Origin of the sequence: Escherichia sp. KTE31, from assembly GCF_000407925.1 — a bacterium.
Lineage (GTDB): Bacteria > Pseudomonadota > Gammaproteobacteria > Enterobacterales > Enterobacteriaceae > Escherichia > Escherichia ruysiae.
Window position 1 is genome coordinate 1,163,242 of the sequence record NZ_KE136726.1, and the last position, 25,177, is coordinate 1,188,418.

Annotated in this window: 24 protein-coding genes and 1 pseudogene; 14 read left to right on the forward strand and 11 right to left on the reverse strand. The window is 49.9% G+C overall.

Features of this window, described 5'->3' with window-relative positions:
* Positions 1–3 precede the first annotated feature (3 nt).
* Complete coding sequence (dnaA, locus tag WES_RS00305; RefSeq protein WP_000059098.1) at positions 4–1,404, reverse strand: chromosomal replication initiator protein DnaA; 1,401 nt, start codon at positions 1,402–1,404, stop codon at positions 4–6.
* A gap of 296 nt (positions 1,405–1,700) precedes the next feature.
* Between dnaA and WES_RS24760 the strand changes: the two genes are divergently transcribed.
* From WES_RS24760 to yieF, 13 genes are all read left to right on the forward strand, one after another.
* Complete coding sequence (locus WES_RS24760) at positions 1,701–1,772, forward strand: hypothetical protein (RefSeq protein ID WP_123056761.1); 72 nt, start codon at positions 1,701–1,703, stop codon at positions 1,770–1,772.
* Between the two features lie 238 nt (positions 1,773–2,010).
* A complete protein-coding gene (gene rpmH / locus WES_RS00300; RefSeq protein WP_000831330.1) occupies positions 2,011–2,151 on the forward strand; it encodes a 50S ribosomal protein L34 in 141 nt (46 codons plus the stop codon).
* 16 nt (positions 2,152–2,167) lie between these two features.
* Positions 2,168–2,527, forward strand: a complete 360-nt coding sequence (gene rnpA, locus WES_RS00295) for a ribonuclease P protein component (RefSeq protein ID WP_000239730.1) — start codon at positions 2,168–2,170, stop codon at positions 2,525–2,527.
* Positions 2,491–2,748, forward strand: coding sequence for a membrane protein insertion efficiency factor YidD (gene yidD / locus WES_RS0121940; RefSeq protein ID WP_001307474.1), 258 nt, complete (start codon positions 2,491–2,493; stop codon positions 2,746–2,748). The genes rnpA and yidD overlap by 37 nt, the downstream gene beginning before the upstream one ends.
* A gap of 2 nt (positions 2,749–2,750) precedes the next feature.
* Entirely contained in the window at positions 2,751–4,397 is a 1,647-nt protein-coding gene (gene yidC, locus WES_RS00290; RefSeq protein ID WP_000378258.1) for a membrane protein insertase YidC, read from the forward strand.
* A gap of 71 nt (positions 4,398–4,468) precedes the next feature.
* Positions 4,469–5,833 (forward strand): tRNA uridine-5-carboxymethylaminomethyl(34) synthesis GTPase MnmE, encoded by a 1,365-nt coding sequence (mnmE, locus tag WES_RS00285; protein WP_000019084.1) that lies wholly within the window; start codon positions 4,469–4,471, stop codon positions 5,831–5,833.
* A 241-nt stretch (positions 5,834–6,074) separates the two neighbouring features.
* Positions 6,075–6,149: a tryptophanase leader peptide gene (gene tnaC / locus WES_RS0121945; protein WP_032147965.1), complete on the forward strand. Its 75-nt coding sequence runs from the start codon at positions 6,075–6,077 to the stop codon at positions 6,147–6,149.
* A 219-nt stretch (positions 6,150–6,368) separates the two neighbouring features.
* The gene (gene tnaA, locus WES_RS00280) at positions 6,369–7,784 is read left to right on the forward strand and encodes a tryptophanase (RefSeq protein WP_010347274.1); all 1,416 of its coding nucleotides are present in this window, start codon (positions 6,369–6,371) and stop codon (positions 7,782–7,784) included.
* Between the two features lie 90 nt (positions 7,785–7,874).
* Positions 7,875–9,122 carry a low affinity tryptophan permease TnaB gene (gene tnaB, locus WES_RS00275; protein ID WP_016159925.1) on the forward strand — a complete coding sequence of 416 codons (1,248 nt, stop codon included), beginning with the start codon at positions 7,875–7,877 and terminating at the stop codon, positions 9,120–9,122.
* Between the two features lie 132 nt (positions 9,123–9,254).
* Positions 9,255–10,430: a multidrug efflux MFS transporter MdtL gene (gene mdtL, locus WES_RS00270; protein WP_016159924.1), complete on the forward strand. Its 1,176-nt coding sequence runs from the start codon at positions 9,255–9,257 to the stop codon at positions 10,428–10,430.
* On the forward strand, positions 10,405–11,364 hold the full coding sequence (gene yidZ, locus WES_RS00265) for an HTH-type transcriptional regulator YidZ (RefSeq protein ID WP_016159923.1): 960 nt from the start codon (positions 10,405–10,407) through the stop codon (positions 11,362–11,364). The genes mdtL and yidZ overlap by 26 nt, the downstream gene beginning before the upstream one ends.
* Before the next feature lie 156 nt (positions 11,365–11,520).
* The gene (locus tag WES_RS00260; RefSeq protein WP_010347267.1) at positions 11,521–12,270 is read left to right on the forward strand and encodes a 4'-phosphopantetheinyl transferase family protein; all 750 of its coding nucleotides are present in this window, start codon (positions 11,521–11,523) and stop codon (positions 12,268–12,270) included.
* Positions 12,271–12,291: 21 nt separating this feature from the next.
* Positions 12,292–12,858, forward strand: coding sequence for a class I chromate reductase YieF (gene yieF / locus WES_RS00255; RefSeq protein ID WP_001291116.1), 567 nt, complete (start codon positions 12,292–12,294; stop codon positions 12,856–12,858).
* 56 nt (positions 12,859–12,914) lie between these two features.
* Here yieF and adeP read toward each other — a convergent pair whose 3' ends face one another.
* Complete coding sequence (gene adeP, locus WES_RS00250) at positions 12,915–14,252, reverse strand: adenine permease AdeP (protein ID WP_016159921.1); 1,338 nt, start codon at positions 14,250–14,252, stop codon at positions 12,915–12,917.
* A 167-nt stretch (positions 14,253–14,419) separates the two neighbouring features.
* On the opposite strand from adeP, the gene yieH reads away from it, so the two are divergent.
* Positions 14,420–15,085 (forward strand): 6-phosphogluconate phosphatase, encoded by a 666-nt coding sequence (gene yieH, locus WES_RS00245; protein ID WP_000078046.1) that lies wholly within the window; start codon positions 14,420–14,422, stop codon positions 15,083–15,085.
* A 69-nt stretch (positions 15,086–15,154) separates the two neighbouring features.
* Here yieH and phoU read toward each other — a convergent pair whose 3' ends face one another.
* The 9 genes and pseudogenes from phoU to lpfA-O113 form a co-directional block, all read right to left on the reverse strand.
* Positions 15,155–15,886 carry a phosphate signaling complex protein PhoU gene (phoU, locus tag WES_RS00240; protein WP_000377802.1) on the reverse strand — a complete coding sequence of 244 codons (732 nt, stop codon included), beginning with the start codon at positions 15,884–15,886 and terminating at the stop codon, positions 15,155–15,157.
* 14 nt (positions 15,887–15,900) lie between these two features.
* A complete protein-coding gene (gene pstB / locus WES_RS00235) occupies positions 15,901–16,674 on the reverse strand; it encodes a phosphate ABC transporter ATP-binding protein PstB (protein ID WP_000063120.1) in 774 nt (257 codons plus the stop codon).
* Between the two features lie 90 nt (positions 16,675–16,764).
* Positions 16,765–17,655 (reverse strand): phosphate ABC transporter permease PstA, encoded by an 891-nt coding sequence (gene pstA, locus WES_RS00230; protein WP_001251991.1) that lies wholly within the window; start codon positions 17,653–17,655, stop codon positions 16,765–16,767.
* Entirely contained in the window at positions 17,655–18,614 is a 960-nt protein-coding gene (gene pstC / locus WES_RS00225; protein WP_000741617.1) for a phosphate ABC transporter permease PstC, read from the reverse strand. Before pstC ends, pstA begins: the two co-directional genes overlap by 1 nt.
* An 86-nt stretch (positions 18,615–18,700) precedes the next feature.
* Positions 18,701–19,741: a phosphate ABC transporter substrate-binding protein PstS gene (gene pstS, locus WES_RS00220; RefSeq protein ID WP_000867146.1), complete on the reverse strand. Its 1,041-nt coding sequence runs from the start codon at positions 19,739–19,741 to the stop codon at positions 18,701–18,703.
* A gap of 248 nt (positions 19,742–19,989) precedes the next feature.
* Positions 19,990–21,057: a fimbrial protein gene (locus WES_RS00215; protein WP_016159920.1), complete on the reverse strand. Its 1,068-nt coding sequence runs from the start codon at positions 21,055–21,057 to the stop codon at positions 19,990–19,992.
* Between the two features lie 10 nt (positions 21,058–21,067).
* Positions 21,068–23,589: pseudogene (gene lpfC-O113 / locus WES_RS00210) on the reverse strand (long polar fimbrial usher protein LpfC-O113).
* 24 nt (positions 23,590–23,613) lie between these two features.
* Positions 23,614–24,345 (reverse strand): long polar fimbrial chaperone LpfB-O113, encoded by a 732-nt coding sequence (lpfB-O113, locus tag WES_RS00205; protein ID WP_000088108.1) that lies wholly within the window; start codon positions 24,343–24,345, stop codon positions 23,614–23,616.
* Positions 24,346–24,391: 46 nt separating this feature from the next.
* Positions 24,392–24,964: a long polar fimbria major subunit LpfA-O113 gene (gene lpfA-O113, locus WES_RS00200; protein WP_000827801.1), complete on the reverse strand. Its 573-nt coding sequence runs from the start codon at positions 24,962–24,964 to the stop codon at positions 24,392–24,394.
* Between the last annotated feature and the right edge of the window lie 213 nt (positions 24,965–25,177).

Consider the following 25,177-nt stretch of genomic DNA (forward strand, 5'->3'; position numbering starts at 1 on the left):
GGATTAAGATGACAATGTTCTGATTAAATTTGAAAAATCTTCTTTGATATCATGGCTCTCTTCACGCAACTGCTCGATCTTACGGCAGGCATGAAGCACCGTCGTGTGGTCACGACCGCCAAACGCATCGCCGATCTCTGGCAGACTGTGGTTAGTCAGCTCTTTCGCCAGCGCCATCGCCATCTGGCGCGGACGCGCCACCGAGCGAGATCGACGCTTGGAAAGGAGATCTGCGACTTTGATCTTGTAGTACTCTGCCACCGTCTTCTGAATATTGTCGATGGTGACCAGTTTTTCCTGCAATGCCAGCAAGTCGCGCAGCGCCTCACGCACGAAGTCGATGGTGATCGCCCGTCCGGTAAAGTTAGCGTTAGCAATGACGCGGTTCAGCGCCCCTTCCAGCTCACGTACGTTAGATCGTAGACGCTTGGCGATAAAGAACGCCACTTCGCCCGGCAAACGAATGTCGTTTTCGTCAGCCTTTTTCATCAGGATCGCCACGCGAGTTTCCAGCTCTGGCGGTTCGATCGCCACAGTCAGTCCCCAGCCAAAGCGGGATTTCAAACGATCCTCAACGCCGTTGATCTCTTTCGGATAGCGATCCGAGGTGAGAATGATCTGCTGATTACCTTCAAGCAGGGCGTTGAAGGTGTGGAAAAACTCTTCCTGGGATCGTTCTTTATTAGCAAAAAACTGAATATCGTCGATCAGCAGCGCATCAACAGAACGGTAGTAGCGTTTAAACTCTTCGATCGCGTTGTTTTGCAGAGCTTTTACCATGTCCTGCACAAAACGTTCGGAGTGCATATAAACCACTTTGGCATTGGGCTTGCGCGCCATAATGCCATTACCCACCGCATGGAGCAGGTGAGTTTTACCCAGCCCCGTGCCGCCATAAAGGAACAGCGGGTTATAGGCACCGCCAGGATTGTCTGCCACCTGGCGAGCCGCCGCGCGCGCCAGTTGGTTAGATTTACCTTCGACGAAGTTATCAAATGTATGTTTAACGTTAACGTTGGAACGATAGGTCGGTTCTGCCGGAGCCGGAACGTTATCCCAACCCGAGCGCGCCGCAGGTGCAGCACGTTGCGGTTGCACCTGAGCGGCCTGAGCTGGTGCAACGGTGTTACTGGCAGGGACTTTCAGCGTTTGTGTCACGGGCTTTGTGCCCACTTCAAAACGCAGCTGTGGGGCATCCGCTCCGCAGAAACTGGTTAGCAGTCCATTGATATTATTGAGGTACTTGTCCCGTACCCAGTCGAGGACAAAACGGTTTGGCGCGTACAAGGCCAGCGTGTTATCGCTCAGTTCCGCCTGCAATGGGCGTATCCACATACTAAATTCTGTGGCTGGTAACTCATCCTGCAATCGGGCAAGACACTGCTGCCAAAGCGAAAGTGACACGGCGGACTCCACTCGAACAAAAGTCGATTATGACTAAGGCTGAAACATTCATGATTGTTGACGCACGTCGAAAAGACCCTGCATGAGGGTGACGCACGAACCGCTGTCTGCGGTTATATGCCCGATCAAGATCCTGCAAAACGATCGGGACCGAGGATCATAGCCTAAACTGCGCAAGAGATCTTCTGTTTCTCACAGATTTTCCCGATTTATCCACAGGGCTTTCCAGAACCCGTTAAGTGTAAACGATCCCGGCACAAGGCGGGCACGATTTAGGCCGCATATTGGAAAATTTAATGACCATAAACAAAATTAGTCTTAATCGATCTAATAAAGATCCTGAGCGATCCTTGCGCTTTACCTGGTAGCCCGTATAATCCTCCACCCGACGCGCAATGCTGGTTTTCACCGGTATACAGTTGCACTTTTTCCCTGTGAAAAGGTGCGGAAAAGCGCGGTAAATAAGGAAAGAGAATTGACTCCGGAGTGTACAATTATTACAATCCGGCCTCTTTAATCACCCATGGCTTCGGTGTCCATCGTTCGATTTTCGGACGGATATCCAATAAAGCCATTGAATTTATTCAAGTTTAGGTAGAAATCGCCATGAAACGCACTTTTCAACCGTCTGTACTGAAGCGCAACCGTTCTCACGGCTTCCGTGCTCGTATGGCTACTAAAAATGGTCGTCAGGTACTGGCACGTCGTCGTGCTAAAGGCCGTGCTCGTCTGACCGTTTCTAAGTAATAAAGCTAACCCCTGAGTGGTTAAGCTCGCATTTCCCAGGGAGTTACGCTTGTTAACTCCCAGTCAATTCACATTCGTCTTCCAGCAGCCACAACGGGCTGGCACGCCGCAAATCACCATCCTCGGCCGCCTGAATTCGCTGGGGCATCCCCGTATCGGTCTTACAGTCGCCAAGAAAAACGTTCGACGAGCGCATGAACGCAATCGGATTAAACGTCTGACGCGTGAAAGCTTCCGTCTACGCCAACATGAACTCCCGGCTATGGATTTCGTGGTGGTGGCGAAAAAAGGGGTTGCCGACCTCGATAACCGTGCTCTCTCGGAAGCGTTGGAAAAATTATGGCGCCGCCACTGTCGCCTGGCTCGCGGGTCCTGATAGCCCTCATTCGGGTCTACCAACGCCTGATTAGTCCGCTACTCGGGCCGCATTGTCGTTTCACTCCAACCTGTTCAAGCTACGGAATTGAGGCATTGCGCAGGTTTGGAGTGATAAAAGGCAGTTGGTTGACGGTGAAACGCGTATTAAAATGCCACCCTTTACACCCTGGTGGTGACGATCCCGTCCCGCCCGGACCATTTGATACCAGAGAACACTAACGATGGATTCGCAACGCAATCTTTTAGTCATCGCTTTGCTGTTCGTGTCTTTCATGATCTGGCAAGCCTGGGAGCAGGATAAAAACCCGCAACCTCAGGCTCAACAGACCACGCAGACAACGACCACCGCAGCGGGTAGCGCCGCCGACCAGGGCGTACCGGCCAGTGGCCAGGGGAAACTGATTTCGGTTAAAACCGACGTGCTTGATCTGACCATCAACACCCGTGGTGGTGATGTTGAGCAGGCCCTGCTGCCGGCTTACCCGAAAGAGCTGAACTCTACCCAGCCGTTCCAGCTGCTGGAAACCTCACCGCAGTTTATTTATCAGGCACAGAGCGGTCTGACCGGTCGTGATGGCCCGGATAACCCGGCTAATGGCCCGCGTCCGCTGTATAACGTCGAAAAAGACGCTTATGTGCTGGCGGAAGGTCAAAACGAACTGCAGGTGCCGATGACGTATACCGACGCGGCAGGCAACACGTTTACCAAAACGTTTGTCCTGAAACGTGGTGATTACGCTGTCAACGTCAACTACAACGTGCAGAACGCTGGCGAAAAACCGCTGGAGATCTCCACTTTTGGTCAGTTGAAGCAATCCATCACTCTGCCACCGCATCTCGATACCGGAAGCAGCAACTTTGCGCTGCATACCTTCCGTGGCGCGGCGTACTCCACGCCTGACGAGAAGTACGAGAAATACAAGTTCGATACTATTGCTGACAACGAAAACCTGAACATCTCTTCGAAAGGTGGTTGGGTTGCGATGCTGCAACAGTATTTCGCAACTGCATGGATCCCGCATAACGACGGCACCAACAACTTCTATACCGCTAATCTGGGTAACGGCATTGCCGCTATCGGCTATAAGTCTCAGCCGGTACTGGTTCAGCCAGGTCAGACTGGCGCGATGAACAGCACCCTGTGGGTTGGCCCGGAAATCCAGGACAAAATGGCGGCCGTTGCTCCGCACCTGGATCTGACCGTTGATTACGGTTGGTTGTGGTTCATCTCTCAGCCGCTGTTCAAACTGCTGAAATGGATCCATAGCTTTGTGGGTAACTGGGGCTTCTCCATTATCATCATCACCTTTATCGTTCGTGGCATCATGTACCCGCTGACCAAAGCGCAGTACACCTCCATGGCGAAGATGCGTATGCTGCAGCCGAAGATTCAGGCAATGCGTGAGCGTCTGGGCGATGACAAACAGCGTATCAGCCAGGAAATGATGGCGCTGTATAAAGCTGAGAAGGTTAACCCGCTGGGCGGCTGCTTCCCGCTGCTGATCCAGATGCCAATCTTCCTGGCGTTGTACTACATGCTGATGGGTTCCGTTGAGCTGCGCCAGGCGCCGTTTGCACTGTGGATCCACGACCTGTCTGCACAGGACCCGTACTACATCCTGCCGATCCTGATGGGCGTAACGATGTTCTTCATTCAGAAGATGTCGCCGACCACCGTGACCGACCCGATGCAGCAGAAGATCATGACCTTCATGCCGGTCATCTTCACCGTGTTCTTCCTGTGGTTCCCGTCAGGTCTGGTGCTGTACTATATCGTCAGCAACCTGGTAACCATTATTCAGCAGCAGCTGATTTACCGTGGTCTGGAAAAACGTGGTCTGCATAGCCGCGAGAAGAAAAAATCCTGATTCGGTGAGTTTTCGCTAAAATAAGGGCGGTCAGTTGACCGCCTTTTTTATTTGTATTGATGAGATAAACCATGAGCCATAACGACACTATCGTCGCCCAGGCAACCCCACCGGGACGCGGTGGTGTGGGCATCCTGCGCATCTCCGGCCTCAAAGCCCGTGAAGTTGCCGAAACCGTGCTGGGTAAATTGCCTAAGCCGCGCTACGCCGATTATCTTCCGTTCAAAGACGCCGACGGCAGCGTGCTGGATCAGGGCATCGCGCTATGGTTCCCTGGCCCGAACTCGTTCACCGGTGAAGATGTGCTGGAACTGCAAGGTCATGGCGGTCCGGTCATCCTCGACCTGCTGTTAAAACGTATTCTGACCATTCCTGGACTGCGGATTGCTCGCCCTGGTGAGTTTTCAGAACGCGCGTTTCTTAACGATAAACTCGATTTAGCCCAGGCCGAAGCGATTGCGGATCTTATCGACGCCAGCTCAGAACAGGCGGCTCGTTCGGCGCTTAACTCACTGCAAGGCGCGTTCTCCGCACGGGTCAATCATCTGGTTGAAGCCCTCACCCACTTGCGCATTTACGTCGAAGCGGCGATTGATTTCCCCGATGAAGAGATCGATTTCCTCTCCGACGGTAAAATTGAAGCCCAGCTCAATGACGTGATTGCCGATCTCGATGCAGTACGTGCAGAAGCACGTCAGGGCAGTCTGCTGCGCGAAGGGATGAAGGTGGTGATTGCCGGGCGTCCTAACGCCGGTAAATCGAGCCTGTTAAACGCGCTGGCAGGGCGTGAAGCGGCGATAGTGACTGATATAGCCGGAACCACGCGTGACGTGCTGCGTGAGCATATCCACATTGACGGAATGCCACTGCATATCATCGATACCGCCGGGCTACGTGAAGCCAGTGATGAAGTGGAACGTATTGGTATCGAGCGAGCGTGGCAGGAAATTGAACAGGCCGACCGCGTGCTGTTTATGGTTGATGGCACGACGACAGACGCCGTTGATCCGGCAGAAATCTGGCCAGAATTTATCGCCCGTTTGCCTGCGAAACTGCCGATCACCGTGGTGCGCAATAAAGCTGATATCACCGGCGAAACGCTGGGAATGAGCGAAGTGAACGGTCACGCGTTGATTCGTCTCTCTGCAAGGACTGGCGAAGGCGTGGATGTGTTGCGTAACCATCTCAAACAGAGCATGGGTTTCGACACTAATATGGAAGGCGGTTTCCTGGCGCGCCGTCGTCACCTGCAGGCGCTGGAACAAGCGGCGGAGCATCTGCAACAGGGCAAAGCGCAACTGTTAGGTGCATGGGCGGGTGAATTGCTTGCGGAAGAACTACGCCTGGCACAGCAAAACTTAAGCGAAATCACCGGGGAATTTACTTCTGACGATCTGCTGGGGCGAATTTTCTCCAGCTTCTGTATCGGTAAGTAACCCGTACCTACAAAGCCGCATCCAGATTGCCTGATGCGGCTTTGCTTTCTTGTTAGCACTCTTATTATTACTCAACCCTTTTTATAAACCTTAGCCTTCTTACGTAACTTATTTTCTTAAAAAAGCATTTAATATTGTTTCGCAACCGTTTGTGATTCGATTCACATTTAAACAATTTCAGAATAGACAAAAATCTTGAGTATTATACTGTAACGTTGTGTCTTTCGAGGATAAGTACATTATGAATACCTTACATATATGTGTGACCTCAAAGTGGTTTAATATTGACAACAGAATTGTCGATCACCGCCCTTAATTTGCCCTTCTGTAGCCATCATCAGAGTCAAACCGAATTAGATTCAATGTGATCTATGAGTTTGCTACGTCTTTATTTTCTTTTTTATATACGCTATTACTGATTTAATTGCTTTCTTAAAGCAATAACGGTTCTTGTATATATGTGGAAAATTAATAGATATTGCAAATGTAATATTCACAGGGATCACTGCAATTAAAATAAATGAAGGATTATGCAATGGAAAACTTTAAACACCTCCCTGAGCCGTTCCGCATTCGTGTTATTGAGCCAGTAAAACGAACCACTCGTGCTTACCGTGAAGAAGCGATTATTAAATCCGGTATGAACCCATTTCTGCTGGATAGCGAAGATGTGTTTATCGACTTACTGACCGACAGTGGCACCGGAGCGGTAACTCAAAGTATGCAGGCAGCGATGATGCGCGGCGACGAAGCCTACAGCGGCAGCCGCAGCTACTACGCATTAGCCGAGTCAGTGAAGAATATCTTTGGTTATCAATACACTATTCCAACTCACCAGGGTCGTGGTGCAGAGCAAATCTACATTCCGGTACTGATTAAAAAACGCGAGCAGGAAAAAGGTCTGGATCGCAGCAAAATGGTGGCGTTCTCTAACTATTTCTTCGACACCACTCAGGGCCATAGCCAGATTAACGGCTGTACCGTGCGTAACGTCTATATCAAAGAAGCCTTCGATACTGGCGTGCGTTACGACTTTAAAGGTAACTTTGACCTCGAAGGTTTAGAACGCGGTATTGAAGAAGTTGGCCCGAATAACGTGCCGTATATCGTTGCTACCATCACCAGTAACTCCGCAGGCGGTCAGCCGGTATCTCTGGCAAATATGAAAGCGATGTACAGCATTGCGAAGAAATATGACATTCCTGTAGTGATGGACTCCGCGCGCTTTGCTGAAAACGCCTATTTCATCAAGCAACGTGAAGCTGAATACAAAGACTGGACTATCGAGCAGATTACCCGCGAAACCTACAAATATGCCGATATGCTGGCAATGTCCGCCAAGAAAGATGCGATGGTGCCAATGGGCGGCCTGCTGTGCGTGAAAGACGACAGCTTCTTCGATGTCTATACCGAGTGCAGAACCCTTTGCGTGGTGCAGGAAGGCTTCCCGACTTATGGTGGACTGGAAGGCGGCGCGATGGAGCGTCTGGCGGTAGGTCTGTATGACGGCATGAATCATGACTGGCTGGCCTATCGTATTGCGCAGGTGCAGTATCTGGTCGATGGTCTGGAAGAGATTGGCGTTGTCTGCCAACAAGCGGGCGGTCACGCGGCATTCGTTGATGCCGGTAAACTGTTGCCGCATATTCCGGCAGATCAGTTCCCGGCACAGGCGCTGGCGTGCGAGCTGTATAAAGTCGCCGGTATCCGTGCGGTAGAAATTGGTTCTTTCCTGTTAGGCCGCGATCCGAAAACCGGTAAACAACTGCCGTGCCCGGCAGAATTGCTGCGTTTAACCATTCCACGCGCAACCTATACTCAAACACATATGGACTTTATTATTGAAGCCTTCAAACATGTGAAAGAGAACGCAGCAAATATTAAAGGGTTAACCTTTACCTACGAACCGAAAGTATTGCGTCACTTCACCGCAAAACTGAAAGAAGTTTAATTAATACACTCAGAGTGGCTATAAGGATGTTAGCCACTCCATTCCCTACATCCTCAATAACAAAAATAGCCTTCCTCTAAAGGTGGCATCATGACTGAACAAGCAGAAAAAAAACACTCTGCATTTTGGGGTGTTATGGTTATAGCAGGTACAGTAATCGGTGGAGGTATGTTTGCTTTACCTGTTGATCTTGCCGGCGCCTGGTTTTTCTGGGGTGCCTTTATCCTTATCATTGCCTGGTTTTCAATGCTACATTCTGGGTTATTATTATTAGAAGCAAATTTAAATTATCCCGTCGGCTCCAGTTTTAATACCATCACTAAAGATTTAATCGGTAACACCTGGAACATTATCAGCGGCATTACCGTTGCCTTCGTTCTCTATATTCTCACTTACGCCTATATCTCTGCTAACGGCGCGATCATTAGCGAAACGATATCAATGAATTTGGGCTACCATGCCAATCCTCGCATTGTCGGGATCTGCACGGCCATTTTCGTCGCCAGCGTATTATGGATAAGTTCGTTAGCCGCCAGCCGTATCACGTCGTTGTTCCTCGGGCTGAAGATTATCTCCTTTGTCATTGTGTTTGGCTCTTTCTTCTTCCAGGTCGATTATTCCGTTCTACGTGATGCCACCAGCACGACTGCGGGGACGTCTTACTTCCCGTACATTTTTATGGCTCTGCCAGTGTGCCTTGCGTCATTTGGTTTCCACGGCAATATTCCCAGCCTGATTATTTGCTATGGCAAACGCAAAGATAAGCTAATCAAAAGCGTGGTTTTCGGTTCGCTGCTGGCACTGGTGATTTATCTCTTCTGGCTGTATTGCACGATGGGGAATATTCCACGTGAAAGTTTTAAAGCGATTATCTCCTCCGGCGGCAATGTCGATTCACTGGTGAAATCGTTCCTCGGCACCAAACAACATGGCATTATCGAGTTTTGCCTGCTGGTGTTCTCTAACTTGGCTGTCGCCAGTTCGTTCTTTGGCGTCACGCTGGGATTGTTCGATTATCTGGCGGATCTGTTTAAGATTGATAACTCCCACGCCGGTCGTTTCAAAACCGTGCTGTTAACCTTCCTGCCACCAGCGTTGTTGTATCTGGTCTTCCCGAACGGCTTTATTTACGGGATCGGCGGTGCCGGGCTGTGCGCCACCATCTGGGCGGTCATTATCCCTGCGGTACTGGCAATCAAAGCCCGCAAGAAGTTTCCCAACCAGATGTTCACGGTTTGGGGCGGCAATCTCATTCCGGCGATTGTTATCCTCTTTGGTATAACTGTGATTTTATGCTGGTTCGGTAACGTCTTTAACGTGTTACCTAAATTTGGCTGATCCCTTCAAGAAGCCAGCCATTTCGCTGGCTTCTTTCCTGTCAGGAAATCACTTATGTCCAAATGGCAACTCGCCTGATTCTCCTTCACCACGTATGCTTTGCGCCACCTTCCCGTCAGGACGCTTTAGCTCATGTCCCGTTTCTTAATTTGTAGTTTTGCCCTGGTTTTACTTTATCCCGCAGGGATTGATATGTACCTCGTTGGTTTACCGCGCATCGCCGCCGACCTCAATGCCAGCGAAGCGCAGTTGCATATTGCGTTCTCCGTTTATCTGGCGGGGATGGCGGCAGCGATGTTATTTGCCGGTAAAGTGGCCGATCGTTCAGGGAGAAAACCGGTCGCCATACCCGGCGCGGCGCTATTTATTATCGCCTCGGTGTTCTGTTCACTGGCTGAAACCAGCACGTTATTTCTTGCCGGGCGATTTCTGCAGGGGCTGGGCGCGGGTTGTTGTTACGTGGTGGCGTTCGCCATTTTACGCGACACACTGGACGATCGACGCCGGGCAAAAGTGCTGTCGTTACTCAACGGCATTACCTGCATCATTCCGGTGTTAGCGCCAGTGCTCGGACATCTGATTATGCTTAAATTCCCGTGGCAGAGTCTGTTCTGGGCGATGGCAATGATGGGCATCGCGGTACTCATGCTGTCTTTGTTTATTCTGAAAGAAACGCGCCCAGCAGCGCCTGCCGCTTCGGACAAGCCACGAAAGAATACCGAGTCGCTGCTTAACCGTTTTTTCCTCAGCCGTATCGTTATCACCACGCTCAGCGTTTCGGTGATCCTCACCTTCGTGAATACGTCGCCTGTATTGATGATGGAAATCATGGGTTTTGAGCGCGGAGAATACGCCACCATTATGGCGCTGACCGCAGGCGTCAGCATGACCGTTTCATTCTCCACGCCGTTTGCATTGGGAATTTTTAAGCCGCGAACGCTGATGATCACGTCACAAGTATTATTCCTGGCAGCCGGTATCACCCTTGCATTTTCGCCTTCCCATGCGGTTTCTCTGTTTGGCATCACGCTGATTTGCGCCGGTTTTTCGGTGGGCTTCGGCGTGGCAATGAGTCAGGCATTAGGCCCGTTTTCGTTGCGCGCAGGCGTGGCCAGCTCGACCTTAGGCATCGCGCAGGTTTGCGGTTCATCACTGTGGATTTGGCTGGCGGCGGTGGTCGGTGTCGGTACATGGAATATGCTGATCGGGATTCTGATTGCCTGTAGCATAGTGAGCCTGTTGCTGATTATGCTCATCACTCCTGGACGCCCTGTTACCGCTCATGAAGAAATCCATCACCACTCTTGACCTTAATTTGCTGCTCTGCCTGCAACTACTGATGCAGGAGCGCAGCGTAACCAAAGCGGCGAAGCGGATGAACGTAACGCCTTCGGCGGTGAGCAAGTCATTGGCAAAACTTCGGGCATGGTTTGATGATCCGCTCTTTGTGAATTCACCGCTGGGTCTGACGCCTACACCGCTGATGGTCAGCATGGAACAAAATCTGGCGGAATGGATGCAAATGAGTAATCTGCTGCTGGATAAACCACACCACGAAACGCCGCGCGGTCTTAAGTTTGAACTGGCGGCAGAATCACCGCTGATGATGATCATGCTTAATGCGCTGTCGAAACGGATCTACCAACGTTACCCGCAGGCGACTATTAAATTACGCAACTGGGATTACGATTCGCTGGATGCGATTACCCGTGGCGAAGTGGATATCGGCTTTTCCGGTCGTGAAAGCCATCCCCGTTCGCGGGAGCTACTAAGTTCACTGCCGTTATCCATTGATTATGAAGTGCTGTTTAGTGATGTACCCTGCGTCTGGCTACGCAAAGATCATCCGGCACTACGTGAAGCGTGGGATCTGGACACCTTTCTGCGTTATCCGCATATCAGCATTTGCTGGGAACAGAGCGATACGTGGGCACTGGACAATGTGTTGCAGGAGCTAGGCCGAGAACGCACGATTGCTATGAGTCTGCCAGAATTTGAGCAGGCGCTATTTATGGCGGCGCAGCCCGACAATATGCTACTGGCAACCGCGCCGCGCTACTGTCAGTACTACAATCAGCTCCACCAACTGCCGTTGGTTGCTCTTCCTCTCCCGTTTGACGAAAGCCAGCAAAAAAAGCTGGAAGTACCGTTTACTCTGCTGTGGCACAAACGGAATAGCCATAACCCAAAGATCGTCTGGTTACGGGAAACCATAAAAAATATTTACGCCTCGATAGCATAATAAAATCGTATAAAACGCGACCATATTTCACGATGGAATGTAAAAAACATGTAATAAACTTATCCAAATCGAACTTTTCGCCTCTTTAGTCTGTCCATAGTTCCAGCAAATGATTACTCTTGTATTCATAATGGACCATTAAGCATGGAGCGAAAAATGGCGACTCACTTTGCCCGAGGGATTTTAACGGAAGGACATCTGATATCTGTTCGTCTCCCCTCCCGGTGTCATCAAGAAGCCCGAAATCTACCCCCTCATCGTCAAAGTCGTTTTCTGGCGTCCAGAGGTTTACTCGCAGAACTGATGTCTATGCTGTATGGCATAAGCGAATTACCAGAGATCGTCACCCAGGCTAAAGGAAAGCCGGTTTTCCTCGATAAAAATTTGCCATCATTTTCAATATCCTATGCCGGAAATATGGTCGGCGTGGCGTTAACAACCGAAGGTGAGTGTGGTCTTGATATGGAGCTACAGCGCGCGACACGCGGGTTTCATAGTCCCCACGCACCCGATAACCCTATTTTTTCCAGCAATGAATCGTTATGGATCAGTAAGCAGAACGATCCTAACGAAGCGCGGGCGCAACTGATCACTTTGCGCCGAAGCGTGCTAAAACTTACCGGCGATGTACTGAATGACGACCCGCGCGATCTGCAATTGCTGCCCATTGCCGGACGCCTGAAATGTGCCCATGTAAATCATGTAGAAGCGTTATGCGACGCAGAGGACGTGCTGGTGTGGTCCGTGGCGGTCACTCCAGCGATTGAGAAGCTCAGTGTCTGGGAGTTAGATGGTAAGCAAGGCTGGAAAAGTCTGCCGGATATTCACAGTCGCGCCAACAACCCCACCAGCCGGATGATGCGTTTTGCCCAGCTCTCTACCGTGAAGTCTTTTTCGCCAAATTGATAGACAACCACAGGAGTCATCATGTCTGAAAAATTGAAGGTAGTTACGTTACTGGGGAGCCTGCGCAAAGGCTCATTTAATGGCATGGTTGCACGTACACTGCCGAAAATTGCCCCTGCGGGTATGGAAGTCAATGCGTTACCTTCCATTGCCGACATTCCCCTGTATGACGCTGACGTACAGCAGGAAGAAGGTTTTCCAGCGACAGTTGAAGCTCTGGCGGAACAGATCCGTCAGGCTGACGGCGTAGTGATCGTCACGCCGGAATATAACTACTCCGTGCCGGGCGGACTGAAAAATGCCATCGACTGGCTATCTCGCCTGCCGGATCAACCGCTGGCCGGTAAACCGGTGTTGATTCAGACCAGCTCAATGGGCGTGATTGGCGGCGCGCGCTGTCAGTATCACCTGCGCCAGATTCTGGTTTTTCTCGACGCGATGGTAATGAACAAACCGGAGTTTATGGGCGGTGTGATTCAGAACAAAGTCGATCCACAAACCGGAGAAGTGATTGATCAAGGAACACTGGATCATCTGACCGGACAATTGACCGCATTTGGCGAGTTTATTCAGCGGGTGAAACTCTAAATAAAAAAACCCGCCAGCGGTAACTCATGGCGGGTTTTTTTAACGAGTTATCGATTTTAGTGGGCGTCGATAAACACAATCTTCAGGATAAACAGCAGCGCAACGATGATTACGCACGGGCTTAGATCACGCAGACGTCCGGTACCGATTTTCATCACGCAGTAGGAAATGAAGCCCAGCGCGATACCTTCGGTAATAGAAAAGCTGAACGGCATCATCACGGCGGTAATAAACGCCGGAACAGATTCAGTAAGATCCTGCCATTTCACGCGAGCAAGACTTGAGGTCATCAGTACGCCCACGTAGATCAGCGCGCCAGCAGCAGCATAGCCAGGCACCATTCCCGCCAGCGGTGACAGGAAGATAACCAGCAGGAACAGCAGGCCGACAACCACTGCCGTCAGACCGGTACGACCGCCAACGGAAACGCCGGAAGAAGACTCAATGTACGCCGTGACGGAAGATGTACCGATAAACGAACCGGTAACAGAAGAGATACTGTCGACATACAGCGCCTGCTTCATGCGTGGGAATTTACCTTTCTCATCCGCCAGACCCGCTTTATCGGTCACGCCAATCAACGTACCGGAAGAGTCAAACAGGTTGACCAGCATGAAAGAGAAAATCACCCCTGCCAGCCCGAGGTTAAACGACCCGGCTAAATCTACATGACCCACGACAGTCATTACGCTCGGCGGCGCAGAAACGATGCCATTATAGTGGACATCACCCAGCATCCAGCCCAGCAGCGTTGTCACCACGATGGAAACCAGCACCGCCGCGTGAATGTTGCGCGAGGCCAGAATGGCGATGATGAAGAAGCCGAGGCTCCCCAGCAGTACGCTGTGAGAAGTAAGGTTACCGATGCTGACCAGCGTTTCCGGGTTAGCGACAATCACACCTGCATTCTTCAGTCCCATCATACCAATGAACAGGCCGATACCGCTGGTGATCCCCACACGCAGACTCACCGGAATGTTGGCAATCATCCAGTAGCGAACGCGGAAAATCGTCAGTAACAGCAGACCAATCGCGCCCCAGAAAATGGCGCCCATCCCGACCTGCCATGGCAAGCCCATCGCCTGCACAACGACAAAAGCGAAGAACGCATTCAGACCCATAGCGGGAGCCAGCGCGACTGGCAGGTTAGCAAACAGCCCCATCAGAATACTGCCGAACGCAGCAATCAGACAGGTAGTGACGAAGACGGCGCTGGTGTCCATGCCAGCGACGCCGAGAATTTGCGGGTTAACAAAAACGATGTAAACCATCGTCAGGAAGGTGGTAAAACCAGCGATCACTTCGGTCCGTGCCGTCGTGCCATGTTCGCGCAGTTTAAACACGCGTTCCAGCATCCCCTGGCCAGAAGCCTGGGTTGTGTGTTGTTGACTCATTATCTATTTCCGAACAAGGAGGGAAAATCCGTCGCTATCGTATACCAAAATGAGACAATATGGACGGCTGAAGATAACTTTTTTTCATTGTATTTGCTTATACGGCAACGATTGCGTCGCGCCAATCTGCATGACGAAAACGTTAAACTAACGATAAAGGAAAAGACATGTCCCAGATAGAAGCGGTATTTTTCGACTGTGACGGTACGCTGGTCGATAGCGAGGTCATTTGCTCTCGCGCCTATGTCACAATGTTCAGGGAATTTGGCATTCACGTTGACCTGGAAGAAATTTTTACCCGTTTTAAAGGCGTAAAACTCTACGAAATCATCGACATCATTAGCAAAGAACAGGGCGTAGAAATAGTTCGTGCCGATGCCGAGCACGTTTACCGTGCGGAAGTGGCGCGTCTGTTTGATAGCGAACTGGAGGTGATTGCGGGTGCTAACGAATTGCTGGCGAGCGTTAACGTGCCGATGTGCGTCGTCTCTAACGGCCCGGTCAGCAAAATGCAACATTCGCTTGGCAAACTCAATATGCTGCACTATTTCCCGGAAAAACTGTTCAGCGGTTACGACATCCAACGCTGGAAGCCCGATCCGGCGTTAATGTTCCATGCTGCAAAAGCGATGAATGTGAACGTTGAAAACTGCATTCTGGTTGATGACTCCAGCGCCGGTGCGCAGTCAGGAATCGATGCCGGTATGGAAGTGTTTTACTTCTGCGCTGACCCGCACAATAAGCCGATCGTTCATCCGAAAGTCACTACTTTTACCCATCTTTCACAGTTACCAGAACTCTGGAAGGCTCGCGGCTGGGATATCACTCAGTAAATAAAGAGACCGGTGATATATCTCACCGGTCCGATTACGTACTCGCAGATTGCCGGATGCGGTATACGCTTAGCGTGACGCTTTCGGATCTTTCTCTGCCAGCAGTTTATCCAGTTCATCGCCGCCGACGTGACGGAAATCCTGACCCTTCACGTAGTAGAAGATGTATTCACAGATATTCTGGCAGCGGTCGCCGATACGCTCGATGGAGCGCGCGCAGAACAGCGCGGTAAGTACGCTCGGAATGGTACGCGAATCTTCCATCATGTAGGTCATCAGTTGACGAACAATACCTTCGTACTCCTGATCGACTTTTTTATCTTCACGATAAATTCGTACCGCTTCGTCAATATCCATGCGCGCGAACGCGTCCAGCACGTCATGCAGCATCTGGATTGTGTGACGCCCCAGCGACTCCAGACTCACCAGCAACGGCTGATGCTGCTGGGAGAATTTCTCCAGCGCAGTACGGCAGATTTTGTCCGCCACGTCGCCAATACGCTCTAGCTCGGCAATGGTTTTGCTGATCACCATAACCAGTCGCAGGTCGCTCGCCGTCGGCTGACGTTTGGCAATAATGCGCACGCAGGCTTCATCGATCGCCACTTCCATCATGTTGACGTTTTTGTCGCCTTCGATCACACGCTTCGCCAGATCGCTGTCCTGGTTGTGCATGGCGGTGATGGCATCAGTAAGCTGTTGCTCCACCATGCCGCCCATGGTCATCACCTGCGTGCGGATACTTTCCAGTTCGGCGTTGAACTGGCCGGAAATATGTTTATTAAGATTGAGACTGTCCATAACGCACTCCTGAATCAACCGTAACGACCGGTGATGTAGTCTTCTGTTTGTTTCTTCGCTGGCTTGGTGAACAGATCGTCCGTGTTGCTGAACTCAATCAATTCGCCCATATACATAAATGCCGTGTGGTCGGAACAACGCGCAGCCTGCTGCATGTTGTGGGTGACGATCACCACGGTGTAATCCTGCTTCAGTTCGGTGATCAGCTCTTCAATACGCCCGGTGGAGATAGGGTCGAGTGCCGAACACGGTTCGTCGAGCAGCAGCACTTCCGGGCGAATGGCGATACCACGTGCAATGCACAGACGCTGTTGCTGACCACCAGAGAGAGAGTAACCGCTCTGGTGCAATTTATCTTTGGTTTCGTTCCACAATGCCGCCTTGGTCAATGCCCACTGTACGCGCTCGTCCATGTCGGCACGAGAGAGCTTCTCAAACAGACGGACACCAAAAGCGATGTTGTCGTAAATGGACATCGGGAACGGCGTCGGTTTCTGGAACACCATGCCCACTTTCGCACGAAGCAGGGCGATATCCTGAGTGTTAGTCAGGATGTTGTCGCCATCGAGCAGAATTTCACCTTCCGCACGCTGATCCGGGTACAGTTCAAACATTTTATTGAAGGTACGCAGCAGCGTCGATTTACCGCAGCCGGACGGCCCGATAAACGCCGTAACCTGGTTTTTAGCGATATCCAGGTTGATGTTTTTCAGGGCATGGAATTTGCCGTAGTAGAAGTTCAAATTACGAACCTGAATTTTACTCGGGGCAGTTTCAACCATACTCATTGCAATCTTTTCCTCATCGTGCCTGATGCACTTCGCTAATCAGGCTTACCGTAGGCCGGATAAGGCGCTCACGCCGCATCCGGCAAAGTGTTAACCGTGTTTATTCTTCGCAAAAACAACGCGCGCCAGAATGTTCAGCAGCAGGACGCACAGGGTGATGATCAATACCCCGGCCCAGGCCAGTTGCTGCCATTCCGCAAATGGGCTCATCGCAAACTTAAAGATCGTCACCGGCAGGTTGGCAATCGGCTGCATCATGTCGGTGCTCCAGAACTGGTTGGAGAGCGCGGTAAACAACAGCGGCGCGGTTTCACCAGCAATACGGGCAATCGCCAACAGTATACCGGTCATGATCCCGGATACCGACGCTTTCAGCGTAATCGCGGAGATCATCTTCCACTTCGGCGTACCCAGCGCATAAGCCGCTTCACGCAGGCTGTCCGGCACCAGTTTCAGCATGTTCTCGGTGGTACGGATAACAATCGGCACCTGCAACAGCGCCAGGGCAATTACGCCCGCCCAGCCGGAGAAGTGCTCCATCTGCGCCACCACGATGGTGTAGACAAACAGACCAACCACAATCGACGGCGCAGAGAGCAAAATGTCGTTAATGAAGCGAATCACTTCTGCCAGCCAGGATTTACGGCCATATTCCGCCAGATAAATCCCCGCCATGATGCCCAGCGGCGTACCGAATACCGTGGCCCACAAAATTAACAGACCGCTACCCGCCAGGGCGTTCGCCAGACCACCGCCTTCGGTATTTGGCGGTGGCGTCATTTCAGTGAACAGCGCCAGCGACATACCGTCGATACCGCGAGTGATGGTGGACATTAAAATCCAGATCAGCCAGAACAGGCCGAAGGCCATCGTCGCCATCGAGAGCGTCAGCGCAATACGGTTTTTTAGGCGGCGACGCGCCTGCATTTTACGGCGGGATTCAGCCAGCGCCGCAGTGGTTTGCATTTCAACCATAGCCATTAGCGTGCCCCCTCATTCTTAGCCAGGCGCATAATCATAAACTTCGATGCGGCGAGGACGATGAAGGTAATCACAAACAGGATCAGGCCCAGTTCCATCAGTGCGGCAACGTGCAGACCGGATTCCGCTTCCGCAAATTCGTTCGCCAGTGCAGAGGTGATACTGTTGCCCGGCATGTACAGCGAGGCGCTGTCGAGCTGGTAGGTGTTACCGATGATAAAGGTCACCGCCATGGTTTCACCGAGCGCGCGCCCCAGCCCCAGCATGATGCCGCCGATAACACCATTTTTGGTGAACGGAAGAACGATACGCCAGATAACTTCCCAGGTAGTGCAGCCGATACCGTAGGCCGACTCTTTCATCATCACAGGTGTCTGTTCGAACACATCACGCATGACCGCCGCAATGTACGGAATGATCATAATGGCGAGGATCACGCCTGCCGCGAGGATACCGATACCAAAGGCCGGGCCGGAGAACAGAGCGCCGACAATCGGGATATTCGACAGGATATTGCCGACTGGCTCCTGGAAGTAAACGGCGAACAGCGGCGCAAAGATAAACAGGCCCCACATGCCGTAAACGATACTTGGAATGGCTGCCAGCAGCTCAATGGCGATACCCAGCGGGCGTTTCAGCCAGCCAGGCGCAAGCTCGGTCAGGAACAGGGCGATACCGAAACTCACCGGGACGGCGATCAGCAGCGCGATAAACGAAGTCACCAACGTACCGTAGATCGGCACCAGCGCCCCGTAGATATCGTTCGGTGCATCCCACTCTTTGGTCCACAGGAAAGCCAGACCAAATTTTTGAATGCTCGGCCAGGAGGAGATGATCAGAGAGACAATAATGCCACCCAACATCAATAGCACAATCAGCGCCGCCAGTTTTACCAGCACGCTGAAAATTATGTCGCCCTTTTTACCCGGTGGGTTAAAAGCAGGCTTGGTTGCAGCCATAAGTTACTCTTCAGTTAAACGCGTTTACAAAGTCATTTTGTAATGCCGGATGCGGCGTAATACACCGTACCCGGCCTGGAGTTTTATTAGTACAGCGGCTTACCGCTACTATCTTTAATATTGGTCTTCCACGCTGCGCGAACCTGTTCAACTACGCTATCCGGCAGGCTGGCATAATCCAGGTCGTTCGCCTGTTTAGCCCCGGTTTTGTACGCCCAGTCGAAGAATTTCAGCACTTCTGTGCCTTGTTCTGGTTTCTTCTGATCTTTGTGGATCAGAATGAACGTGGTAGAGGTAATAGGCCACGCATCTTCGCCTTTCTGGTTGGTCAGATCCTGAGCGAAGGTTTTGCTCCAGTCTGCGCCTTTTGCTGCATTGGCAAAATTTTCTTCGGTCGGACTAACCGGTTTGCCATCAGCGGAGATCAGTTTGGTGTACGCCAGGTTATTCTGCTTAGCGTAAGCATATTCAACGTAACCAATGGCACCCGGCAGACGCTGAACGAACGCGGCGATACCGTCGTTACCTTTACCGCCCAGACCGATCGGCCATTTTACGGTAGAGCCAGTGCCAACGTTGTTTTTCCACTCTTCGTTCACTTTCGCCAGGTAGCTGGTGAAGACGAAGGAAGTACCGGAGCCATCTGCGCGGCGCACTACGGCAATGTTCTGTGAAGGCAGTTTCAGACCCGGATTCAGTTTAGCGATGGCTTCGTCATCCCACTTTTTGATTTTGCCCAGGTAGATGTCACCGAGAGTTTTACCATCCAGCACCAGTTCGCCAGACTTCAGCCCCGGAATGTTAACCGCCAGCACCACGCCGCCAATCACGGTCGGGAACTGGAACAGGCCTTCCTGAGCCAGTTTTTCGTCAGACAGCGGCGCGTCAGAAGCACCGAAATCAACGGTGTTAGCGATAATCTGTTTTACGCCACCGGAAGAACCGATACCCTGGTAGTTAACTTTATTACCGGTTTCTTTTTGGTAAGTGTCAGCCCATTTGGCATACACCGGCGCAGGGAAGGTTGCACCTGCACCTGTCAGGCTTGCTTCTGCAAACACAGAGAAAGCACTCATCGATAAGGTCGCGGCGACAACAGTTGCGACGGTGGTACGCATAACTTTCATAATGTCTCCTGGGAGGATTCATAAAGCATTGTTTGTTGGCTACGAGAAGCAAAATAGGACAAACAGGTGACAGTTATATGTAAGGTTTATGACAGTTTTATGACAAAAGAATATTATTAACTAACAATTTGATTTTTAACCATAAAAAAGATGACTGATGTCATCTTTTTGTCATGGCGCCTGGAAAAAACGACGAATAACATGCATAAGATGACAACGGCGCGTGGAACACCGTTGCCAGACTGCGGCTAGCGAATAATCTCAACGGTTATCGTTGCTGTCGCGGTAAATGTTCCGGGCGCGGGGCGAGCTCCAGTGAGGCTTGCTGGTGCGGCAGAAAAAGTGACGCTGCCTGCTTTCTCGCCATAGACGGTTGTTTTGCCCATATCTGTCGACAATTCACCTCCGTTTACTTTGATTTCCTTATTATTTTTATCGTAGATTTTTACCCCCACGTTGGGGTTTGACGTGACAACCATAGAATTATCCGTACTGGATTCAGTAGCATAAAATGATGTGGTGATATCGTCTGTATTCAGTAACCCCAGGTTTTCACACTCAATAGTAACTGTTTTAGTGATTTTATGCGTTGTTACCGCACTCCCGGCAACAGAAGAAAAATCTGAGGCGGGTATTTCTTTAAAATCAAAATAAATCGGCTGTAAATTATTAATTTCGCAGGTTTGTGCCGCAGTGATATCTCCACGAATGTAAACGTCGGCCATCGGTTGAGAATAATCAACCGGCGTATCACGACTTATGGTTCCATACAACGTAGATATCTTTGTTTCAGGAATAATTAGCTTTCCCGCAAAGGTTTTTTTGATATAAAAAGAAATGTTCGCTTTCGCACCGCTGGAAACATTCAAAGGGGAAATACGGCCACAATCGTAACTGGTAGTAGGCTTATTAGGATGATACTCAAACGGGGCATTAACCATTCCAACCCCAAGAATATCAATTGCAATACCCACATCGAGATTCGGATTAAGATTATAATAATTCAAATTTGAGTGAACACCAGCAAAGCTTAAGGCATCATTGATTATGGCTGTATAGTAAATATAGGAGAATCGATCTAAAGGCCCCGTATCACAATGACAGCGACCTGGATAAGAGGCACCATTAGTCACCGTAGTGTTAAATATTGAACCTACTCTGTTCTCGTTTGCTGTAATAAGATAGCCTGAAAAATTAAGCGTACTATGAAAAACTCCATTATCTGGAGTACATATTCCTCTGGGAGCAGCTAGTGTTACGCCACTAAAAGAGATAATAAGAACAGCCAGCCACCATCGTATAATATTCTTGTTCATAAAAATCCTTTTAATGACATGTCACGTCTTGCTCAATTAATCCACTTTCACTTGCAGGTAATGAGAGTGTGTAATCGAAGGTACATTTTGTGGTCGCATTTTCGCCCCAGGATAATGTTACTTTCCCCTTTTCAGGAAGCCCCGAGAGATAAAGCTCGCCATGCTCCCCCACAATCCCTGAGTTTGCAGAGGACGTACTTTGTACTGAAGCCATCGCGCCAAATGGTGCTGGCTTACCTTTTACATTCATGACTCTGAATAAAACACGGTAACCCACATGAGTAACAAACTCAGCTTTAACCACTGCGCCACGCGTCGGAATCATCGTCACGACGGTATTATCAAGCTCGATATTTGCTTTCGAGAAATAGTTATCACTGATTGCCACTCGGTTTTCATCATACGGATTTAGTTGTGTCTTGACCGTGTAGCCACGCCAGTCCGTTGCGGCACCGCGCATATTATCAATTTCCAGCCCGGCTGCGCCTGGTGCTTTAACCAGAGCGATGGTTTCACCTAACTCCTGACTTAACGTTACCCCTTCGCTGTGTGCCAGAATACCGCCCTTAATGCCATAATTGAGTCGCTGGGAATTTTGGCTGTAATTATAACTGCCGTTCAGTGAACCGTAGGTGCCGTCATAAGACAGCGACATATTACCGCCAACTTCATCATCGTGGCTGTTATAAGACTGCATTAAATTCCAGGACAGATTATTTTTTTCCAGGGCTGTTCCGCTTATTCCTATCTGATGTGAACTGCCGGAATTATCATTTTGTGAAACGGAATACGTAGCGTAGCTATTTCCCCACCAGCCAGATAAAGGCACAGATAAAGAGAGCATGTAGATCTGCTCACTGCTGTTATCACTGGCATAATTATTACTCGTCCCCTGACGAGCGGTATTGGAATAACTCCAGGAGATATTCCACGAGAGACGCTTCCAGCTACTGCTGTAGCCAAATTGCATTAATCGTTCAACATCATCGGTATGCCAGTACTGCTGACGACTTAGTGTCAGGTATACGTTGCCGTAATCTCTTCCCAGCGACTGCGTTAGCGTTCCTTCCACACGACTGCGGCGGTTACCTGTTTGCCAGAAATCGTCAGGGCTGTTGCTCCGTGACGCCCATTCGTTGAGGGTATAGTAGCCTTCAGTGGAATAACGATAGCCAACCAGACGCAAACTGGTGTCCGTATCATCAAAACGTTTCGAATACAGAAAGCGATAGGACTGTCCGGTTTCCGTATCATCATGACTAAATTTTGCACGCGCATGAGTCACATCGAACGAGATAGCGCCCAAAGAACCAAGATCTTTACCCATCCCTAACGCTGCTGATCCATAATTCTCGGCAGCCTGTAAACCACCATATAACGTAAACCCGTGTGGCAGGCCATGAAGGATCTGCGCCTGGATGACATCTGGCGCAAATCCATCTTCATCGCGTAATTCACCCACACTGACATCGACATCCGTTTGACCTTCACGCTTAAGGATTGCCAAAGTGGCGTAAGGTTGGGTGAATCGTTGTTCGCTACCATCTTCTTCCTTGATAGTTACGTCCAAATCTCCCCCCGAACTGGCAGTGTTCAGGTCGGTAATTTCAAAGGCACCTTGTGGAACGGCAGATTGGTAAATCACATAACCACTTTGACGAATGATGACCGTGGCGTTGGACTTGGCAATACCACGCACCACAGGGGCAAATCCATTCTGGCTGGCAGGCAACATATCGTTATCGGTATAAAGACGTGCGCCACGGATTTGTGTGCTGTCGAAAATATCGCTCGCCGTCCAGGTATCGCCGATCATAATCTGGCTTCGTAACGCGGCAATATTACGTTGTATCCAGGTGCTTATAGAGTTGTAATCCGCACGACCATCAGTTGTGTTTAAGGTACTGTAATTGCGTAATCGCCACGGCCCAATATTCAGTCCGTTGCGCAGGTTGAGATAACTGGTATTCGTCTCCTGAGAACCATAATCCGAACGCAGGGTATGTGAACCAGAAAAATCGTAGTTGATGGTGAGCGCATTAATCCCCTCATCCCAACGCGTAGGGCTTATGTAATCGTAGGCCATCGCGTCCATGTAGATTTGGGGAATGGAGATATTCAGTTGCAGTTTATCGCTGTCCAGTTGCCAGGATGAGCCTTCAATGCGTGGCTCAGGATCAATACAGACCGTTTCATCCACATCATTGAGCGATTTCAGTGCATCAACTTTTACGCCAAAGGAGATCAGCGTTTTTTTATAGCGACAAAGCAGGCGTGTAAATCAGCATCGGGATTATCCTGAACAAATGTCACATCCTGACGTTCAAACATTTTACCGTTGATAAAAATATCAACGCTATAAACGCCGGGAGGCATCATATTTACCCGGTTAAACTGACGAATGTCGACCCCGGATTGATGGTCGATTTCCAGTAGCGCCGGGTTAAATACGCTGACCTGGGCCATCAGACTATGTGAGAATATCAGACACGTCCCTGCCATCAGGCCAACCGCTATTCTGGTCGTAACCATAATACGCCTATCCTTATGCCATGCTTACAGTGCGTTTTTTAGCGGTTCGCTTATCGCGCCATAATCATTTATGAATCGCCAGGTCATTTGGTTACCCGCAGAATTGGCAGGCAACGGTAAAGAGAGCGTTTCGAAAGGACGGATCATGTTGAGAGGCACATCATGGCCATCAACAATGACATCCATCACACTGATATGAATCGGGTTTGGATTTTCAGCAATCAGATTTTTGCCTTCACGGCGCCACTTAACCTTAGGCGCTGCATCTTCAGGAATAAGTCGAATAGTTGCTGGTCGCCAGAACAGCTTGATACGCGTTTTAACAGCAATTTCCAAAGAGTTAGCCGCTTTATTGGTTGCTGCAGGCGGAATATTTTTGATATTCAGCCAGAAGACGGATTCACGGTCGTCGGGTAATGACATTCCCTTCGTGTGAAGAATACGTAATACTTTTTCTTGTCCGGGTTCAAGTCGGGATACAGGAGGTATAACAGTAAAGGGCGCTTTACTTTTATCATCTTTATTAAACGGATCCACCCATGACTGGATGAGATAAGGGATCTTCTCTTCCTTGCTGAATACAGAAATAGATTTATCTGCATTATTACTTATGTAAACAACCCGCGTACCGCCAATGACAACGCCTGCATAGGTTAATGCTGGCTGGCCTAAAAAAAGGCTTAACATAATCGCGATAAATAATTTGTACCAAAGGGTTGTTTTAAAGAGCCTGATTAAACAACTTTTTCTGGACATAATAACTCCCTGGCCAAAGCCAACTGAATAAAAAGGCTCTGATAAATTATTTCTTATATTCGATAGTAAATTGTGAATCGGCGTTCGCTGTACCCGCCGTTACGACTGCATTTGTTGCAACATAGCGTGCAATAAATTTCATTTCCGCAGCGCCGTTACCATCGATAGTGGTATAAGCTGAGTCGTTATAAAGTTTGACCTGAGAGTTGTCAGCCTGGTTAAAGATACGGATACCAACACCAGTGGCCACAATCGCTGCCCCGGTGCCGGTATAATCACCCGGATCGGCAGCTGTAGTCGGAGTACCCACTTTCAGATCGCCATCGCCGCCAGGTGCTTCTGTACCATCAAAACGAACCGCAGCCTGCGTGTACGTTGCCGGACATTTTTCCAGTTTAATACTGAACTGCTGTGGCGATGCCACGCTGCCTACGCCTGAAAAAGCATTTTTACTGACTTTTCCGAGAGGAACGGTTTGATCCGCTGTATCGGAGGTAACTTCACAACTACTGTCAACAATTTCACCAACAAAGTGAACAACACCATCCTCTGCGAGCGCATGTCCGGCCAGCATTAAAGATGCCAGCGTGAATGCACCGCCAATAATATTACGTTTCATAAAAACTCCATTGATATAATATATCCTTCAACCCGAACCATCACTTATATTAATAAGTGTATTTATGATTCGCGCACATATTACATCAATGAAAAAGCTTTGGCTAAATTAATATCTATAAATCAATCTGAGAATATAAATTTATTATATAAATATTATTCAAATAATAGTAAATCAAGTTCGTAAGCGGACATTAGTAAAAATTCGGAATAT